Below are 18317 nucleotides of genomic sequence, written 5' to 3' on the forward strand. Positions count from 1 at the left end.
GAGGGACCGCCCATGAGCAAGCAAGACATTCTCGTTTGGATCGATGATCACGCCGCTGAATTCACCGATATGGCCAAGCAGATTTGGGACAACCCGGAAGTAGGCTACACGGAACGCTTCGCTTCGTCGCTTCAGGCGAGCGCCCTCGAGAAGGAAGGCTTCCGCATCACCCGGAACATCGGAGAGGTGTCCACCGCGTTCATCGCCGAGTACGGCAGCGGCAAGCCGATTATCGGCATCATGGGCGAGTACGACGCGCTGCCGGGCTTGTCCCAGGAAGTCGGCTTCGCGGAAAGCCCGATCGTGGCCGGCGGTCCCGGCCATGGCTGCGGCCATAACCTGCTCGGTACCGCCGGAGTCGAGGCGGCGTTCGCCTTAAAGCAGCGAATGGACGCCGAAGGGCTGGCAGGCACGATCCGTTACTACGGCTGCCCGGCGGAGGAACTGTTGTCCGGCAAAACGTACATGGCGAGGGCGGGCGCCTTCGACGACCTGGACAGCGTGCTCACCTGGCATCCCGGCACCTTCAACATGACGGCCAACATCAGCATGCAGGCGCTGACCGCGGTCGAGTTCTTCTTCTCCGGCCGAACGGCGCATGCCGCCGGAGCGCCCCATCTCGGACGAAGCGCGTTGGACGCGGTCGAATTGATGAACGTCGGCGCGAACTACTTGCGGGAACACGTGCCGGACGGCTCGCGCATCCACTACCAGATTACGAACGGAGGGCTCGCGCCGAATATCGTTCCGGACAAGGCGAGCGTCTACTACTTCCTTCGCGGCAAAAACCGCCCGGCCGTCGACCACCTGCTGGAGCGCCTGATCAAGGTAGCCCAAGGCGCGGCCATGATGACGGAGACGACCGTCGAATGGGCGATCCGCGCCGGCTGCTACGACACGCTGCCGAACATGGCGCTTAACGACTTGATGCACGCTCAAGCCGAGCTGGCCGGTCCGATGTCGTTCACGGAAGAGGAAGAGAAATTCGCCGAGCAGCTGCGCGGCAGCATCCATCCGAGCGTGCTTGAGGCCGGGAGCGCCATGGCTCCGACCAAAGAGAACCTCCCGACCGGCTTCTTCAACTTAAAGAAGACGTATGGCATGTCGATCGGCGGCTCCAGCGACATCGGCGACGCTTCGTGGATCGTGCCGATGGGCCAGATCATGACGACGTGCGCTCCGGCCGGCGTCCAGGTGCATACGTGGCAAGCGACCGCCGCGTTCGGCTCTTCCATCGGCATGAAAGGCATGCACTACGCCGCCAAGCTGATGGCTCTATCCGCGTACGACCTTCTGCTCAACGTCGACGGCATCATCGAGAAAGCCAAGGCGGAATTCGCCGCCAGCACGAAGGGAACAGCCTATAAGGCCGGCATCCCGATGGACGTGAAGCCGCCGTACCATAAGGAGGCCGTACCGGCCGGCTGAGCGTCGCATAACATCAGGGGTCATCTCGTAGTCGTGTATTAAACGACTTATGAGATGACCCCTGCTTTTTCGATATCCGCTATCCGATTATTCCGTCGCCAGCTCCAGAGCCAGTTGGGACTCGATGTCCGGAGTATAGCCTCCGAGCGTATACGTGACGGCTTTCAGCGTGCCCTCGAAGCGGAACGGAGCCGCATAGCTCTCGCTGACCGGAGTCGGTCCGTTCTCTCCGACGAAAAAAGCGTCCTGCGTAAAGCCGAGCAGGTCCGTATGCCCGATCGTCCCTTCCCCGATCTTCTTGCCGTTCGCATAGAGAGTGCCGACTCCCTTCAGCTCTCCCGTCTTGGCGAACCGGAAACCGACGACCAGCGGTCCGGCCGGAAGCTCGGAATCCGAGACGATCGAATGCCGGATGCGGTAAGAATGATTAAAGTAGAACTGCAGCTTGTTGTCCTGGATGAACAGCGCATAACCTCCGAATCGCCCGCCATGCGCGACGATGACCCCTTCATCCGAAGCGTCGCCGCGAGAGAGTTCCGCCTTGATCTCGAACGGCTTGTTGCGCACGTCCGGCGCTTGAGCGAACGGCAGCCCGAACGACGTCGGATAGAAGACGCGGGTCTTCGCTTCCAGCGGAATCGGATGGGCTCCCCGGACGCTTCGCACCTTATTGAGCATGGATCGGCCGTCCAGAGGCAGCGCGCCGTTGCGTCCCGCTTCGGCCCACCACAGATCGACGAGCTCCCTCAACTTCTCCGGCTGCTCCGCCGCGAGGTCGTTCGCTTCCGTGAAGTCCTCGTCGGCATGATATAGCTCCCATTGATCTTCGGAGAACGGAGTGTCCGGCTTGTGAACGGCGACGGCCTTCCAGCCCCGATGCCAAATTCCCCGATTGCCGATCATCTCGAAGTACTGGGTTCGCTTGCGTGAAGGTCCTTTCTTCTCCTCGAACGTGTAAGCGAGACTCGTGCCGTGAACAGGCTGCTGAGGAACTCCCTTATACGTCTCCGGCGCTTCGATTCCGAGCAGTTCCAGCACCGTTGGCACGATATCCGTCACGTAATGGAACTGGCCGCGTACCTCTCCGGCGTCCTTGATCCGGTTCGGATAATGAATGATAAGCGGATCGCGTACCCCGCCCGCGTGCACGAACGACTTGTACCACTTCAGCGGCGTATTGCCCGCTTGGGCCCAACCGCTCGCGTAGTGGTTGTTCGCCAGCGGAGAACCGATCTCGTCGATACGGGCCAGCTTCTCCTCGAACGTCTCCTTCGGGCCGAAGCCCTCCGCCCAGCTCTGGGCGGTGCCTTCTTGGCCGCCCATCGCGCACGCTCCATTGTCGGACAGAAGAACGAGCAGCGTGTTGTCCAACTGGCCGATCTCCCGCAGGAAGTCCACGAAGCGTCCGATATGGTAGTCTGTGTGCTCCAGGAAACCGGCGAACGCTTCCTGCTGGCGGGCGAACAGGCGGCGCTCGTCTTCGGACAAGTCCTCCCAAGCCTTGACTCCCGGATTGCGCGGAGGCAGCACCGCATCCGCCGGGATGACTCCAAGCTCCTTTTGACGGGCGAACCATTCGTCGCGAACGATGTCCCAGCCCTTGTCGTACTTGCCCTTGTAGCGGTCGATGTACTCCTGAGGCGCATGGTGGGGCGCATGGGTGGCGCCGTACGCGATATAGGCGAAGAACGGTTTGTCCGGAGCGGCGGACTTCTGATCGCGAATGTATTGAATCGCCTTATCGGTCAGATCCTCCGTCAGATGGTAGCCTTCTTCGGCCGTCTTGGGCTGCGGAACCGGGCGGTTATCCTCGACGAGATCGGGATTCCACTGATTGGTCGCCCCCTCCAGGAAACCGTAGTATCGTTCAAAGCCGCGGCCGAGCGGCCAGTTGTCGAACGGTCCGGCGGCGGAATGCTCCGACGCCGGCGCAAGGTGCCACTTGCCGACGCCGAGCGTGCTGTAGCCGTTATCGACGAGGATCTCGCTGAGAAGCGCCGTCTCCTTCGATACCTTGCCCCGGGTATGAGGGTAGCCGATGTCGAAGCCGGAGACGAACGAGACGCCGGCGGCGTGAGGATTGCGGCCGCTTAACAGGGCCGCGCGGGTCGGCGAACAGACCGCCGTCGTGTGGAAGTTGTTGTAGCGCAAGCCTCCTGACGCCAGCGCATCGATGTTCGGCGTCGCGATGTCGGAGCCGTAGCAGCCGAGCTGAGCGAAGCCGAGGTCGTCGAGCAGGATGACGACGACGTTAGGTGAGCCCTCCTTCGGTTGTTCCGGCTTAGGCCAGAACGGAATCGAATCCTCTACCGTCGCTCCTATCGCGCCTTGAAACGATTCTTTAGCCCACTTTCCCATAGGAATTCCCTCCGGTTGCGTTGGTTGGTTGCATTGCTTTGCGAGGCTTGCGCGCTCTTTGTCCCGCAGCGCCCGAATGAACGACGCCGTAGCGGCCGAGCAGCTTCCGCCCGACGTAGCCGAGCAAGCGATCCGTCGTGAAGCCCATGATGCCGAGCGCGAACAGGCCGACGAAGATCCAATCCGTCTTGAAGTACAGGCGGGCGTTCCAGATCAGGAACCCGACGCCTTCGTTCGCCGCGACCATCTCCGCCCCGAGAATCGCGAGATACGACATGCTCATCGCGATGCGAACCCCCGTGAAGATGTAGGGTACGGTAGCCGGAACGATGACGTGCAGCATGATTTGCCACTCCGAAGCCCCCATGCTGCGGGCCGAACGGATTTTGTCCTCCTCGACCGAGAGCACGCCGGTCATCGTATTCATGATGACGGTGAAGATCGTTCCGTACATGATCAGAATGACTTTGGATTCTTCGCCGATCCCGAACCACAGCATGAACAGAGTGACGAACGCGAGCGCCGGAATGAAGCGGATGAAGTTCAAGATCGGGTCCGTGATCGCCCGGATGAACTTGAAGCGCCCCATGACGAGTCCGATCGGAACGGCGATCAAGCTGCCGAGCAGCCAACCGCTGAGCACGCGGGCGAAGCTATAGCCAATGTAAGTAAAGAGCGAGCCGTCCTCGGACAGCTCGATCGCTCCTTTGAGCGTAAGGTACGGACTGGGAAAAAACTGCGGGTCGGACGCCAGAGCGACTAGCTGCCAAACGGCCAAAACTCCGAGCCAAGGCAGGACTCCGTGCAGCAGCCAATACTTCCATCGATTCATCGTTTTTCAACTCCTGTTCCTGTCCCTGTCTACTCGTCGAAGTGCGACTGAATCGTATCGAGAAGCTCGATCAGCTTCGGTTCCGTCACGTTCCTAGGATAAGGGAGCGGATTGTCGTAAAGATCGGTAATCTGCGAGGACGGGCCGACCGACATGATGCCGATCCGCTGGCCGAGCAGCAGAGCCTCCTGAATATCGTGCGTGACGAAAATAACCGTCTTGTTAGTCTCCTGCCAGATGCGGATGAGCTCCTTCTGCATTGTCCTTCTCGTCATCGCGTCGAGCGCCCCGAACGGTTCGTCCATGAGCAGAATGGCGGGATCGTTCGACAGCACGCGAGCGAGCTGAACCCTCTGCTTCATGCCTCCAGAAAGCTCCTTCGGGAATTTGTCCTCGTGCCCGGCCAAGCCGACGAGCCGGATGTAATGATCCGAAGTCCGTCTCCTCTCGGCCTTGGGCACCTTCCGCATCCGAAGCCCGAATTCCACGTTCTCGCGAACCGTGAGCCAAGGGAACAAAGAAGAGTCTGCCTGTTGGAAAACCATCGCCCTCTCGCTGCCCGGACGAACGATTTCCTTTTCCCCCAAGGCTACCTTGCCCTCGGTCTTGCCGATGAAGCCGGCGACGATGTTCAGGAGGGTCGACTTGCCGCAGCCGCTCGGGCCGAGCAGGATGAAGAACTCCCCGCCTCGGATGGTCAGGTTGATATCCTTGATGATGTAGTGCGGCTCATGGCCCGGATGGGCGGCCGCGAACGACTTGCGCAGATTCTCGATCCGGATCGTTCCGGATTGCGGGAGAGCGTTGGCGTTTGCATTGGCATTGGAGTTCATGCGCGTACTCCTCTCTTCGTTTACGGTTGATAACTCACTAGATTCGGAAGCGCCTGTTTAGCAGGCTCGAGATCGAGCTTGGCGTTCAGGTCGTAATCGTCCTTCAGAATTCCTCTATCCAAGATGAACTGCTTCATGCTCTTCAGATGGTCGTAATCCTCGTGGGAGAAGCCGACCGCGTAACCCTGCTGGTCGATCGTCTTGAGCACGCCGTCCTTAGGCAGCTTCAGCTCCTTGAACGCGATCTCGGCAAGCTCTTCCTCGTGGCCCGGGATGTAGGCGATGGCTTCGTCGAGCGCCTTCAGAATGCCTCCGACCGCGTCCGGATTCTTCTTAAGGAAATCGGAAGTGACCGCGAAATAAGCCGTGATGTCCGTTCCCGCGTCCGCGAGATCCCCGATCACCTTCGTGCCCTTGATGCTAAGGAACTTGTCGATGAACACTCCGCTGCCGAGCACCGCGTCCATCTGCCCTTTCTGAAGGCCGACCATCGCTTCGTCCGGCGAGGAGTACGGCACGAACTTCACGTCCGACTCGGCCACGCCAATGCTCTCCAGGTACTTGGACCAGACGTATTCGAAGACGGTTCCTTTGGCGACGCCGAGCTTCTTGCCCTTTAAGTCCTGCGGAGTTTTAATATCGTCGCCCTTGGCGATGACGACCGTGGAGGTCGCCGATTCCGGCGTCTCGCGGGACAGCGCGCTGGCTACCTTGAAGTCGCCCTTGTTCAGGGAGTTGAGCAGCGCGTAATCCGCAGCCGTTCCCGTATCCGCGCGCCCTACGAGCAGCGCGTTAAGCGTGTCGATCCCGTACGGGAAGTTGGAGATCTCCGCATCGATTCCGTACTTGTCGAACAGCCCCTTTTCCTCCGCTAGACGGAATTGCAGCGAGCCGCCGGCCGCCGTATCCAGAGCGATACGGACCTTGACCTTCTCTTTCGGCGTCTCCGCGGCGGGAGAGGCGGATTCGGATGCGGACGGGGAAGCCGCCGGGGATACGGACTCGGAAGCCGGGGCTGCCGAAGATGCCGTTCCCGCGTTCGAGTTGTTTCCGTTATCGGAACCGCATCCGGCCAAAGCGAGCGCGAACGCGCTCGTCAATACGACGATGGATGCGGCATTGCGGATTTTCACGAATTTGGACATATGAGACCCTCCGATTATTCACTGAAATTAGTAGTTCGCGTCCGGCTCGCCCTCCCTCCCTTCATTCGAGAGAACGGCGAGCTCATTTGTCGGCCGGCCTTTCCGGCGTCAGCGCTTGCTCGATTTCGGCCATGATGGCTTCCGAGAAGCCGTCAAGCCTCTTCAGAATCCTGCCGCTGAAGTTCAGCAGAAGCTTCAATTCTTCTTCATTAAATTCTTCGAATAAATAGGGAGCCTTATCTTTGCGCTTGCTTCGCGATAAAGTCTCAATGAACTCCTTGCCTTTCGCCGATATGGCGAGCAGCACCGTGCGCCGATCCTCTTCCGGTCTCGTGCGTTCGATGTAGCCGCCGTCCACCAATTTGTTGCATAAAGCCGTGAGCATGCTCGGGGAGAAGTCGGTCGCTTCCGCCAGCTCCCCCGCTTTGTGCGGTCCCTTGAAATTAAGCGTGCCAAGCACGACGAGTTGGGGCAGGTTTAGCTCCCCCGCGATTACCACTTTGTCACGTTCGACCACGAACTTACGGATCATCTTTCGAAAGGTATCGTCAAGCTCCGTATAGAGAGAAATGATGTCCCGCCTCCTTCCTCCTGACGCAGAAAAGGCCCCCGAAGCAACCCCGTCTCCAATGCGGAGGGGCTGTAAATTCGGGAGCCGCCGGCTGTCCAGAAGGCTCAATTATTTTATTTCGTTAAGAATATTTCTGTCGTGAAATAAAATTAACACATGAATTCCCATTTGTAAACTATGATTTGTTGGTTTGCAAAAAAAGCGTTTCTCCTAGCGAGTCCCCCTCTTTACGGGACTACCTCGCCATGGGAAACGCCGACTGCTTTGCGTTGATCAATACATCTTGTTGATGATCGCCTTTGCGGTGATCTCCCGATACTTGGAGGCTTCGCCCTTCATCGCCAGCGACACGGATACGCTCAGGATGTCGAGGACGGTCATCTGGGACAGTTTGGAGTTCATCGAGCTTCCCTGGAACGGGTTCTCCCGCGCCACTGTCAGCAGAACGATGTCCGCTACCTTAACGATAGGGGAACGCGCGTTGCTCGTGATCGCGATCGTCGTCGCTCCCGCTTTCTTGGCGAGGGCCAAGTTGTCGATCGTATCCTTGGTGCTGCCGGTGATGGACAACCCTACCGCCACGTCCTTCGGACGGAGCAGCGCCGCCTTCATTGCCTGGAAGTGGGAATCCGTCAACGCGCCGCTCGGCTTGCCCATCCGCAGGAACGTCTGCGCCGCTTGCTGCGCGGAGAAGCCGGACGATCCGACTCCGAAGAATTCGATCGCGGCCGCCGACGCTAGCGCGGCCACCGCGCGGTTCAATTGTTCCGGCGGAAGCAGCTCATAGGTCTGTTCCAGGATCTGATAATGGCTGGAGATGAGCTTGCGGCTGATGGTATAAGGGTCGTCCCCCTCCGCGATCTCCTCTGGAAGATGCTCGACCGGCTTGACCAGATCCTGCGCGAGCGATAGCTTGAAGTCCTGGAATCCGCTGAACTTCAGCTTCCGGCAAAGCCGAAGAACGGTCGTCTCCCCTGTATCCGCTCGCTCCGCAAGCTCGGTGACGGACTGGTAGATCACGTCTTGGGCATTCTCCAGAATGTATTGAGCCACTTTCTGCTCCGTCTTCGTCAGGCCGCTCATGTGACTGCGTATGTTCAGAAGCGTCTTCCCGGTCTCTAAGGCATTGCTCACATCATTTCTTCCTTTCTCGTCCAAGCTTGCTTTCGCCTCATCTTATGACGAATTTCTCCTCTAGTCAATATAGGGATTGAAGAATATCGCTAAACAAATTTTCCATTCGACAATCGATCGCCGCGCAGGGACAAGAAGGGAGAGACTCGTCTCCGAAGTCTCTCCCGCAACGCCTATCTGCCGCTTTCTTTCCGCCGACTCGCGCTCTATTAAGGTTGATAAACGCCTTTTAAATACCGATAGGTCTTGTCGTACACTTCGCGCGCCGCCGGATCCGTCGATTCCGCCGCCTTCTTGATCGTCTTGACCTGTTGGTAGAACGCCTTGAACGAATTCATATAGCCGTGCTCGGCGCCCTTATTCAAGTAAGCGTAATACTTGTCTCTCAGCGCGGGATCCGTCAGGACGCCGTCCGACATCTCCATCTCGACGCCCATGCCGTGATCGTACGCCGCTTGGGCGATCGTGTCGAGGCGTTCCGCGGTCGTATTCTGGAACAAATAATTGGGCTGCATGAGGGCCGTGTCGAAACCGACCTCGTTCCAATCGCTCCACCCGCGCGCGAAGTAATACGGAATCCACTGCAGCTTTGCCCCTTTGCCATGCACGTAATCGGAGACGAGGCGGATCAGATCGTCCTCGCTCTCGCTCGTCTGCCGGGATAGAAACTCGTTGAACCAGTAGAACGCCGACAGCGTTATATTCTCGTAGCCTGCATCCTTCCACCGTGCGTACGCCTCGTCTACGTACCACTTCACGACCTTGGCCCGATTCTCGAGCGCCTTGTCCTCCCCGACCTCCGCCGCGTTCAGGTTCTCGCTGACCCCGTCTCCGTCCACGTCTCCGAAGTCGCTCTGATCGGGACGCGGATAAGGAATCGAGAGCACGACCTTGGCCTCGTATTTTTTCCCCTTCTGCTTCAGTTCCTGCTTCGCCTCCGCGACCGCTTGGTCGAGAGCGCCCAGATCGTAGTCGGCACGGAAGAGCCGGTCCAGCGACTTCTCCCAATCCGCCTTGTTCGTCGGCTTCCCGGACGCTCCGTAATTGGCGCCGTTCAGAAGCGTAGCGTACTGCAGGAACAGGAATCCGTCGAACATGTAATCGACCCGGTTCATCTCGGCGTCGACATAAGACACGTAAGGCTTGAGGTCTTCCTTCGTATATGAAATCCAGTCGGCGGGCTCATACTGCCACTCGCCGGTGTAAAGCAGCACTTGATTGGAGATGCCCGCCGCTTGCTTGGAGCCTGCCTTAGGGTAGCCGTCGTCCTTCCGGGAATGATCCGGAGTAGGGTGCGGTTTCTTGCCCGATAGATCGCGCGTGCCGAGCACCTCGATCTCGTCCATGAACACCCAGGACGTGACCGGGATTTCCGCCTTCACGTAACGGGCCTGCTTGTCGATACCTTGGATGCAGATCGTTTGAGTGACCGGTCCGGCTTCCGTGGTTGGAAGTCGGCTGACTCCGTCTTGAAGACGCTCCCACTTCTCGCCGTCCAGAGAGACGTAATAAGCGATCTTTGACGGGGCGAAAATTCCGCTCGCATTGTCCTGCAGAACGTGGACGCCGATCCGCTCGACGGTTCCCGGCTCGCCCAGGTCGATCGTCACGATCCGGCTTCCCTGCCAGATTCGGCCGACGTACGCGGAGTTGGAGAAGGCCGTGCCGCCGTAAACGCCGTCCGTCAACTGAAGGCCGGTATCGTCCGGATGCGCCGATTCGGTTCGGCCGAACTGAGAATCCGCCGGGTACGGCGTCTCCAGCGTATAGCTTCGGCCCAGCGCCAGATTGACGAGCTCGGCCTCCGGCGAAGCATTCTGCGCCTGAGCCGCCGCCCCCGTTAGAGTTGCTCCCGCCGTCAATACGGCCAGTGCGCCAAGCAAGCTTCTTTTCATCATCGATGTATCTCCCTTCAATGATAATTTGCGTGGAGCTTACAACCTCTATTTCGACTGCTTGACGCTTTAGAGCGGAAGAAGAGCCGGATCGTGAACGGTCATGCTTACCGTCCTCTCGTCGATGAGCACGGCGTCCGGATAAGAGATTAATAACCCGTCGGCGATAGGACGATAATAGCGAATCTCCAGCGTATAGGGCGCTTGGAAATCCCGATAAGGCGGAATGCCGGCCATTCGGGCAACCGCCCGCGAAGCTCCTTCCCGGATGGCCGTGCAAGCCTGCTCCGAGGACAAATGCTCCGCCCTCTCGATTCCCGTTCCCCGCTTGGTAACGGCGGTCTCGATGCCGGGGATGAACATCCTCGCTTCCGCCGCCGCCTTGTCGTCCCCCGACAGGAAAATAACCGGCACTCCCCTCGATCCCGCGAGCACGGCCCGCGCGCCGAATTCGCCGATAAAAACGTCGTTCAGCCGGTAGTACATCACGTCGAGCGAGGAGTAAGTATGGTTGAGAGGCGCCGCCACGGTGCCCGCCATCGCATGCTGTCCGACGAACAGCATCGCGTCGTAGCTCCCTTCTTCGAGCAAACGATACACGCTCGTCCCTGCCAAGTTGACGTACCGGCAGCCGATCAGGTCCTCCGGGTGGAGCCCGCCCGTTCCGTGGCCGTCGATCGCGTCGATCTCGGCGTTCGGATCCCTCTTCCGAATGCCGGCGACGCAAGCGTTCGCCTCCAGCGTCAGCTGCCTCATCCCCGCTTCCTTCGCGACGGGATCGGTCGTCCGCGTCTGGCCGAAGGAATCGACTCCCGCCGCCCCTTCCAAATCGGTAATAATGATATATTTCATGGCCAAATCCGCCTCCGATCGTTAGAGAACAACCGTCTTGCCGGTCTCCCTGCTCTCGTTCGCCGCTTCGAGGAAACGAATGATCTCGAGCGTCGTGTCCATCCCCACCGGGGGTACCCCGGTCTCGAACATCGTCATGACCTGCTCCAGCAGGCTGGCGTAGAACGGCTTCTCCTCGGAAGGCACATGGACGAAGGAGGAATTACGCTCGCGATGAATCGCGGCCGAGAACGGGAATCCCCCGGAACGGCTTCCCCGGATCGTGCCGACGACCCCGTTCCGCCACGTACCGGCGATCGTCTCCAGATCCCCGGACGCGATAGCTTGGACACTCTCGCAGCCGGTACCCATTATCGCGTACAGCAGCTCCGCGGCATGGATGCCGTACCAGAAATACCCTCTCTGGGTCGGTTCCATGAACATCGGCGCGCAGCAGTCGACGCCGAGCACCGCGTCGTCCGCGGGATGGCCGGTTAGCTGCTTGGTCAGAGCCTCCGCATAGCGCAGCGCCGAGGCGCTCATGACGGGCAAGCTCAACCTTCGGGCCGTCTTCGCGATAGCGGCGGCATCCTCCGAGCGGAGGGCAAGCGGCTTGTCTATGAAAATAGGCTTGCCGAAGGAAGCGATCTCTTCGAAGAGCTCCCTGTGCACTCTGCCGTCGGCGGAGAGAAGCAGAATCGCATCGCTAACCTCGGCCGCCCGGACCGGACTTTCGACGATTCGAACTCCGTGAGCGGAGCGCATCCGTTCGGCGAATCCCGCTACCCTCGAGATGCTGAGCTCGAAGTCGGGGGAGCCTCCCGGATAGGCGGCGACGACTTCGCCCCCTTGTACGTGATACCGGTGCGACCGATCGTTCAGAAGCTCCGTAAACGCGATAGAATGGGACGTATCCGTCCCGACAATGCCGATTTTGATCCGGCCCGTCATCCCTCTAGCCTCCATAGCGCAGCAGAACGCCAAGCACCTTGGACACGTCCCGCTTCATGTCGACATAAGCCTGCGGCGCTTCGTCGATCGAATATTCCTTGGTGAAGAGCGGGGCGATGCTCGTGATCCCCTCCTCCAGCTGACGGACGTACTCGGCCATGTTGCGCCCCTCCGTCCAGCGGACGTAAGACTTCGGATAATCGACGTTGCCGTCCTCGTACTGCTCGTCGTATCGTCCCGGTCCCGCGGCGCGGGCGATGATAAAATCCGCTTCCTTCTGGAAGAACAGCTCGCGCGGGAATTCGATGGGCACGTTGCCGACAAGCGCGTATTTGCCCCGGAAGGCAAGCTTCTCCATCGTCGTCTCGATGATCTTCGAGCTGTTCGAATGCGCGACAAGAGCGATGCCGTCGAACCCATGCCCTTCCGTGAACCGGGAGATCCGCCCGTCCAAGCCGGGGTCGTTCGCAAGATACGCTTCGACGCCGTACGACCGCGCGATCTCCACGCGCGCCGGATCCATGTCCGTCGCCAGCACCCGGTAATTGGCCTGCTTGCAGAATTGCACGATCAACTGGCCCAGAAGGCCGAGACCGACGACCCACACCGTCTCGCCGAATTGCAAGCCGATCCTTCTCACGCTGTGGATGGCGACCGAGCCTAAACCGACCAACGCGGCCTCCCGCAGCCAAGTCTCCGAGGATAGCTTAACGCACAGTTGTCTCGGCACGGAGAGCTGCTCCGCATGATAAACGTAAGGACCGCCATAGCAGGCGACATAGTCGCCCGGCTTCAGGTCCTTGACCTTGGAGCCTACCGCGACGACTTCCCCGGACGCGCTGTAGCCAAGCTTGAAGCCCGCCGGAACCTCCATGTTATGAATCAGGTTCAGCTCCGTTCCCGGGCTGATCGAGGAGTACCGGACTTTGACGAGCACCCGGTACGGCTGTTCGCCGGTCAGCGCCGGCGCTTCCGCTTCTTCCAGAACGGCCGCATGCTCGTTCACGACGATTTGTTTCATGGACGAATTCCCCCTTTGGTCTAGACGACTCCGTTGTGAGTCCAATACTCGGCGATTCGGTTCGCGAACCGCTTGGTCACCAGCTGAGGCCGCGTGATCGCCGAGCCGACCACCACGAATTCGGCTCCCCGTTCCAGCGCCAGAACCGCTTCTTCGGTGGTCCAGATTCTCCCTTCCGCGATCAGCGGAACGGTAAGCCGGCCTCTCAGCTTGGCGATCAGCTCGAGATCCGGCCCGTCCTGCTGCGGACTGTAAGGCGTATACCCCGACAGCGTCGTCGACACGTAATCGGCTCCGAGCTGTTCCGCCCGGATCGCCTCTTCCGCCGTAGAAATATCGGCCATCGCCTTCGCGCCGGCCCGATGAATGTAATCGATCAGACGTTTCCCGTTCTCGAGGCGATTCTCGCGATTCGTCAGATCCAGCGCGACGATGTCCGCTCCCGCCTCCAGAATGGCCCGAACGTCTTCGAGCTCGGGAGTGATATAGATGTCGGAACCGGCGATCTCCCGTTTGATCAGCCCGATGACCGGCAGACCGACGGCCTCCTTGATCGCCCGGATGTCTTCCTTCCCGTTGCAGCGGATGGCGATCGCTCCGCCTTGCTTGGCCGCCAACGCCATGCGGACCATCGTATCCGCTCCGTATAGAGGATCCTCCGGCGCTGCCTGGCAGGATACGATCAAGCCTTTTGCCGTAAGCGGTTGAGCTGCCATGGTCGGGTCCCTCCTCTCAAGTAGCTTCTCTGTCTTCATGATTTAAGTCCGGGACCTTTCCTCGGTTAGCGCCATGTTCGCGATCGTGCCGGCGAATCCGGCGACCTTGCGATAGGTCGTCGTCACCGGAGTCCGATCCGGAACGTCATTCTCGATGACGGGCGCGAACGCGGCAATTCCTCGCTCCTCCAGAAGACGGACGGTTTCGTTCAAGCGATTCATGGCCATCCGCTGCACTTCGGGGTCGCCGCTGACCCAGAAAGCCTTGTCGATCTCTCCGCTCTTGCTCCAATCCCGCGCCCACCAGGGTGCTTCCGTCGCGTCCGAAGGGGGCTCCTTCATCGCATCGAGCATAGTCGCCATCGCTTCCTTGGACACTTCGTTCCACCGTTCGCGCAGAGGCTCCTCCAGCAACGGCAGCAAGCCATGAGCCAGCTCGAGGATCGTCGCCTGATAAGCCACGCTGTTGCCCATGAAGACGGAGCCGTCCCAATTCTCGATATAAGGCCACCATCCCGCTTCGTTGCGACCGAAACGATCGGCCAAGTGGGCGACGATCTGCCTTACCTTCTCGAGATAAACGGTACGGCCGCTCGCGGCGTACGCTCTTCCGAAGGCATGGGCCGCGTACATGTCGCCGTTCAGCACGTCGAAATCGTCGTCCGGCCGCTTGAGGATAACGGCGGGATTCCGCGGCGAGACCTGCGTGAGCAGATAATCGGCCGAACGGATCAGCGCCTCCCGGGCCGCCTCGCTTCCCGCGCAGGAATACAAGTGGAACAAGCTGTCCGCGGAAGCTCCCACCTCGGCGATGTCGACTACGTCCGGTTCCCCTTTTCTCACATAGAACGGCTGTCCGAACCCGCCGCTCGGCAGCTGGCGCCGGCGCACGTCCTCGGCCAAAGCGCGGGCGATATCGAGCGAAGCCTCGGAACGATTCCGACGTCCCTCCCATACGTAGAATGCGGCGGCCGCTGCCGTCGTGCAGCAGCTCGCGCGGCTGCCCAGCTCGTCGTCGAGAATGGACCGATCTCCCGTCTCGTCGGAGCGTCTAAGCCGGCTATCGAAGTATGGCTTAACGACGGCTATGACGCGAGGGGATATCGATTCCAGAAAAGCCGCTTGGCTCGAATAGTCAGTTGAATCCATAAACGCTCTCCCTCCTTTTCCAAGCTCCTCTTGTTCTTTATTTGGTGCCTGTCATGGTGATCCCTTGAATGAACACCTTCTGCACGAAGAAGTACAGGACGATGACCGGGATCGTGAACAGCGCGGCGGCGGCCATCAGCATGCCCCATTCCACGTCGTATTCCCCGATGAAAGCTTTCAAACCGACGGATAGTGTCCACTTGATCGGTTCATTCAGGTAAATAAGCGGCATTTGATAGTCCTTCCAAGTATTCAGGAAGACGAGCAGGCCGACGGTGAACAGGGCCGGACGGGACAGCGGCAAAATCATCTGCGAATAAATCCGGAATTCCGAAGCCCCGTCGATTTTGGCGGATTCCGTTATTTCCTGGGGAATACCCATGAAAAACTGCCTGAGCAAGAAGATATAATAGGCCGCTCCGAAGAAGGCCGGCAGAACCAATGGCCAGTAGGAATTCACCATGCCCAGCTTGTTGTACAGAACGTACATCGGAACCATCGTCGACTGCATCGGCAGCATGATCGTTCCCATCATGACCAGGAAGATGACGTTCCTCCCCTTGAAGGGGATTCTCGCCAGGCCGTATGCGGTCAAGGGAGCGGCGATCAGCTCGCCCAGCACGCACAGCAGCGCCACGAACAGCGTATTCCACGTATACCGCAGGAAGGGAATCGCTTGCACCGCGTTCGAATAGTTCTCCCAGTACAATTTCTCCGGCCACCAGACGAAGGGCACGGCGAAGATATCCTCTATGCTCTTGACCGAGGTCTGAAGCAAATAGGCGAACGGTCCGAGGAAGCAGAGGCCGACCAAGCAAAGAACGAAATGCTTAAGCAAAGACTTGGCGATTTGTTTCCCCGTTCTTTTCTTCTTCAACGTCTTCAAGGCGAGACTGTCCGCGGAGACCGGTTCGTTTGCCATAGCCATTATTTGTCACCTCCGTAGTAGACCCAGCGAGCGGACGTTTTGAAGATGACGAGCGAGAACAGCATGACGACCACGAACAGAATCCAGGCCATCGCGGAAGCGTACCCCATGTTGAGGAAGGAGAACGCTTGCTGATAGAGATAGATGGAGTAGAACAGAAGCGAATTCTCGGGTCCTCCCACCGATTGCGACGCCTCGGCGAACACCATGCCCTCCGTGAAGTATTGGAACGACGAGATGAGCATCATGATCAATTGGAAAAGCGTCATCGGCGAGATGGAAGGGAACGTGATGGTCCAGAACTGCCTCCACTTGCTCGCCCCGTCGATCTCGGCCGCCTCGTAGAACATCTTGGGGACGTCCTGAAGCGCGGCCAAATACATGACGGTGATCGTCCCCGTACCCCAGAAGCCCATCAGAATAAGCGAAGGCTTCGTCCAGTCCGGATCGACCAGCCAGTTGGGCCCCATGATTCCGATCGCCTCGAGCCCCATGTTGATCAAGCCGTATTGGGAATTGAGAAGCCACATCCACAGCAGGGAGCCGGCTACCGCGGGAACGAGCGTGGGCAGGAAATAAATCGTTCTATAGATGCTCTGGCCTTTGACCTTCGCGTTCAACAGCAGAGCCATCAATAAAGCGTATGCCATGTGGGGCACGACGCCGACTATCGTAATATAGAGGGTGTTGTACATGGACTTGTAGAACTTGTCGTCTTGGAACAGATCCTTATAATTGCCGAACCCGACCCACTCCGGAGGCTTGAACAGGTTGTACTCCGTTAAACTGTAATAGAAGGAAGCCAGGATAGGATAAAGCTGAAAAATCAAGAAGCCGATAATCCAGGGACTCGTAAACAGCAAACCTTTCACCAGAAGCTTCCGCTCTCTCTTGCGAATGCCGACCGCATTGCCGCTGACTTTCGCCATCGCCCCTCCTCCTTTCATCAAGTCGCAAGCGGACCGCGCGGCCGCGGTCCGCCACATGCCGGTATGGATTTACTTGCCGTCAGCGAGCGGTTGAATCTTCTTCGCGACGTTGTCCATCGCTTCTTGAGCCGATATCGTGCCCTTGAGGGCCTTCTCCGTCTCCTCCGTCAGAGCCTGGAGGTATTCGTTGATATAAGCGCTGTTCGGGAAGCCGTTCAGGTTCTCGCTCTTCGCGCGCTCGTAGAACTCCCACATCGTCTTGTTCTCTTCCACCATCAGGCGCTCGTCGCTCAGGGCGGCCGTAATGGTCGGAATAACGTGCGCTTCGAGCGAATATTTGACCTGCGCGTCCGTTGTCATCAGGTATTGCATGAATTCCCACGCCTCGTCCGCATGTTTAGCCTTCTGAGGAATGAAGACCGCTCGCGGGCTGACCATGCCGGATCCCTTCAGCTCGGGACGGTCGGCCGGATAAGGGAATGCCGCGACGCCGATCGGGCCGTCTTCTCCGCGCTCCGGCATGAAGTTGTATTCCCAGCCGATGTACATGGCGAGCTGCCCCGTAAGCAGCGGATCCTGCGGCGTGCCGCGCTTGCCCATGCCGGACTTGAATTTGTCGATTTGGTTCTGTCCGAATTCTTCATAGAAGGAACGTTGATATTCGATCGACTTCACGTTCGCTTCCGCGTTAGGCGTTACTTTGCCGCTGTCGTCCAGCCAGGACCCGCCGAAGACGACCGGCCAGAAGACATTGTCGATCCACGGATAATCCGGAATGAAGCCGATTTGCGTAATATTGCCGCTATCGTCCTTCTTGGTCAGCTTCTTCGCGTAGTCGAACATCTCTTCCAGCGTCTCCGGCGGCTTGGTCAGCCCCGCGTCCGCGAAGTCTTTCTTGTTGTACATCAGCGAGTTCGCCATGCTCATCGTGAACGGCATCGCGTAATACTTGTCGTTGATCTTCATCCGGTCCATGGCCGCTGGAACGACGGAGCCGATATCGAAGCCGGACTGCGAGATCTTATCCGTCAGATCGAGCACCGCTCCGGCGTCCGCCCAAGGTCCGATATTGTTCCAATAGGTCAGCAGGATATCGGGCGCCGCGCCTCCGGAGATGGCCGTCAGCTGCTTGGTCGGATCCTGGTTGCCCAGCATCTTGACCGTGATATGATCGTTCGTCTGGTTGAATTGGTCGACCAGAGCCGTGATCGGACCCGCATCCTGATCCGAATACGTCGTCCAGAAGGAGATCTCCACCTTCTCCTTCGGAGCCGAGCTTTCGCTTGCGGGCGAAGAAGCGTTCGTGGCAGAGCCGGAGCTAGCGCCGGGACTAGCGTTCTCCTCGTTATCGTTAGAACCGCAGCCCGCCAGAAGAGATAAAGATAAAATCGTCGACCCCGTAATCGCCATCGTTTTTTTGCCGAACATGGACATGCTTGACGCCTCCCTTATATTCGTTCATAAATGGTAAAAAGAGTGCTGGCCTTTCTCCTTCTCCTGCCTCGAACGCGACTCTCCATCACCTCCCGACAGAGCATTCTTCCTTTTATAAGAAAAATTCCACTTATTGATTGGACATAAATGGATATTTTCTCC

Annotated in this window: 16 protein-coding genes; 1 reads left to right on the plus strand and 15 read right to left on the minus strand. The window is 58.8% G+C overall.

Translation table 11 applies throughout. The features are described 5' to 3' along the window. The first annotated feature begins 12 nt into the window (after positions 1-12). Entirely contained in the window at positions 13-1428 is a 1416-nt protein-coding gene (locus tag H7B67_RS11890) for an amidohydrolase (protein ID WP_185120049.1), read from the plus strand. A gap of 87 nt (positions 1429-1515) precedes the next feature. On the opposite strand, the gene H7B67_RS11895 is transcribed toward H7B67_RS11890, so the two are convergent. From H7B67_RS11895 to H7B67_RS11965, 15 genes are all read right to left on the minus strand, one after another. Further along, a complete protein-coding gene (locus tag H7B67_RS11895) occupies positions 1516-3786 on the minus strand; it encodes an arylsulfatase (RefSeq protein WP_185120050.1) in 2271 nt (756 codons plus the stop codon). Further along, positions 3770-4618, minus strand: coding sequence for an ABC transporter permease (locus tag H7B67_RS11900; RefSeq protein WP_185120051.1), 849 nt, complete (start codon positions 4616-4618; stop codon positions 3770-3772). The genes H7B67_RS11895 and H7B67_RS11900 overlap by 17 nt, the downstream gene beginning before the upstream one ends. Positions 4619-4647: 29 nt before the next feature. Continuing rightward, positions 4648-5451 carry an ABC transporter ATP-binding protein gene (locus H7B67_RS11905; RefSeq protein ID WP_185120052.1) on the minus strand — a complete coding sequence of 268 codons (804 nt, stop codon included), beginning with the start codon at positions 5449-5451 and terminating at the stop codon, positions 4648-4650. A gap of 20 nt (positions 5452-5471) precedes the next feature. After that, positions 5472-6596: an ABC transporter substrate-binding protein gene (locus H7B67_RS11910; protein ID WP_185120053.1), complete on the minus strand. Its 1125-nt coding sequence runs from the start codon at positions 6594-6596 to the stop codon at positions 5472-5474. An 82-nt stretch (positions 6597-6678) separates the two neighbouring features. Then, entirely contained in the window at positions 6679-7128 is a 450-nt protein-coding gene (locus H7B67_RS11915) for a MarR family transcriptional regulator (RefSeq protein ID WP_185120054.1), read from the minus strand. A 312-nt stretch (positions 7129-7440) separates the two neighbouring features. Beyond that, the gene (locus H7B67_RS11920) at positions 7441-8301 is read right to left on the minus strand and encodes an SIS domain-containing protein (RefSeq protein ID WP_185120055.1); all 861 of its coding nucleotides are present in this window, start codon (positions 8299-8301) and stop codon (positions 7441-7443) included. Between the two features lie 209 nt (positions 8302-8510). Then, complete coding sequence (locus H7B67_RS11925; protein WP_185120056.1) at positions 8511-10199, minus strand: DUF4855 domain-containing protein; 1689 nt, start codon at positions 10197-10199, stop codon at positions 8511-8513. A gap of 66 nt (positions 10200-10265) precedes the next feature. Continuing rightward, positions 10266-11048 (minus strand): M55 family metallopeptidase, encoded by a 783-nt coding sequence (locus H7B67_RS11930; protein WP_185120057.1) that lies wholly within the window; start codon positions 11046-11048, stop codon positions 10266-10268. Between the two features lie 21 nt (positions 11049-11069). Continuing rightward, positions 11070-11978 carry a Gfo/Idh/MocA family protein gene (locus tag H7B67_RS11935; protein ID WP_185120058.1) on the minus strand — a complete coding sequence of 303 codons (909 nt, stop codon included), beginning with the start codon at positions 11976-11978 and terminating at the stop codon, positions 11070-11072. A 4-nt stretch (positions 11979-11982) separates the two neighbouring features. Then, the gene (locus H7B67_RS11940; RefSeq protein ID WP_185120059.1) at positions 11983-12999 is read right to left on the minus strand and encodes a zinc-dependent alcohol dehydrogenase; all 1017 of its coding nucleotides are present in this window, start codon (positions 12997-12999) and stop codon (positions 11983-11985) included. A 20-nt stretch (positions 13000-13019) separates the two neighbouring features. Further along, positions 13020-13715, minus strand: a complete 696-nt coding sequence (locus tag H7B67_RS11945; RefSeq protein ID WP_185120060.1) for an N-acetylmannosamine-6-phosphate 2-epimerase — start codon at positions 13713-13715, stop codon at positions 13020-13022. A gap of 42 nt (positions 13716-13757) precedes the next feature. Further along, on the minus strand, positions 13758-14864 hold the full coding sequence (locus H7B67_RS11950) for a glycoside hydrolase family protein (RefSeq protein WP_245363851.1): 1107 nt from the start codon (positions 14862-14864) through the stop codon (positions 13758-13760). Between the two features lie 37 nt (positions 14865-14901). Next, positions 14902-15792 (minus strand): carbohydrate ABC transporter permease, encoded by an 891-nt coding sequence (locus H7B67_RS11955; RefSeq protein WP_425353911.1) that lies wholly within the window; start codon positions 15790-15792, stop codon positions 14902-14904. Further along, positions 15792-16721: a carbohydrate ABC transporter permease gene (locus H7B67_RS11960; protein ID WP_185120061.1), complete on the minus strand. Its 930-nt coding sequence runs from the start codon at positions 16719-16721 to the stop codon at positions 15792-15794. The genes H7B67_RS11955 and H7B67_RS11960 overlap by 1 nt, the downstream gene beginning before the upstream one ends. A gap of 69 nt (positions 16722-16790) precedes the next feature. Continuing rightward, on the minus strand, positions 16791-18155 hold the full coding sequence (locus H7B67_RS11965) for an ABC transporter substrate-binding protein (RefSeq protein WP_342592591.1): 1365 nt from the start codon (positions 18153-18155) through the stop codon (positions 16791-16793). Between the last annotated feature and the right edge of the window lie 162 nt (positions 18156-18317).

This window comes from Cohnella thailandensis (assembly GCF_014212135.1).
Taxonomy (GTDB): Bacteria; Bacillota; Bacilli; order Paenibacillales; family Paenibacillaceae; genus Cohnella; species Cohnella thailandensis.

Coding starts and splice junctions, on each gene's coding strand:
- H7B67_RS11890 (WP_185120049.1), top strand. CDS start 13: ATGAGCAAGCAAGACATTCTCGTTTGGATCGATGATCACGCCGCTGAA.
- H7B67_RS11895 (WP_185120050.1), bottom strand. CDS start 3,786: ATGGGAAAGTGGGCTAAAGAATCGTTTCAAGGCGCGATAGGAGCGACG.
- H7B67_RS11900 (WP_185120051.1), bottom strand. CDS start 4,618: ATGAATCGATGGAAGTATTGGCTGCTGCACGGAGTCCTGCCTTGGCTC.
- H7B67_RS11905 (WP_185120052.1), bottom strand. CDS start 5,451: ATGAACTCCAATGCCAATGCAAACGCCAACGCTCTCCCGCAATCCGGA.
- H7B67_RS11910 (WP_185120053.1), bottom strand. CDS start 6,596: ATGTCCAAATTCGTGAAAATCCGCAATGCCGCATCCATCGTCGTATTG.
- H7B67_RS11915 (WP_185120054.1), bottom strand. CDS start 7,128: ATGATCCGTAAGTTCGTGGTCGAACGTGACAAAGTGGTAATCGCGGGG.
- H7B67_RS11925 (WP_185120056.1), bottom strand. CDS start 10,199: ATGATGAAAAGAAGCTTGCTTGGCGCACTGGCCGTATTGACGGCGGGA.
- H7B67_RS11930 (WP_185120057.1), bottom strand. CDS start 11,048: ATGAAATATATCATTATTACCGATTTGGAAGGGGCGGCGGGAGTCGAT.
- H7B67_RS11935 (WP_185120058.1), bottom strand. CDS start 11,978: ATGACGGGCCGGATCAAAATCGGCATTGTCGGGACGGATACGTCCCAT.
- H7B67_RS11940 (WP_185120059.1), bottom strand. CDS start 12,999: ATGAAACAAATCGTCGTGAACGAGCATGCGGCCGTTCTGGAAGAAGCG.
- H7B67_RS11945 (WP_185120060.1), bottom strand. CDS start 13,715: ATGGCAGCTCAACCGCTTACGGCAAAAGGCTTGATCGTATCCTGCCAG.
- H7B67_RS11950 (WP_245363851.1), bottom strand. CDS start 14,864: ATGGATTCAACTGACTATTCGAGCCAAGCGGCTTTTCTGGAATCGATA.
- H7B67_RS11955 (WP_425353911.1), bottom strand. CDS start 15,792: ATGGCTATGGCAAACGAACCGGTCTCCGCGGACAGTCTCGCCTTGAAG.
- H7B67_RS11960 (WP_185120061.1), bottom strand. CDS start 16,721: ATGGCGAAAGTCAGCGGCAATGCGGTCGGCATTCGCAAGAGAGAGCGG.
- H7B67_RS11965 (WP_342592591.1), bottom strand. CDS start 18,155: ATGTCCATGTTCGGCAAAAAAACGATGGCGATTACGGGGTCGACGATT.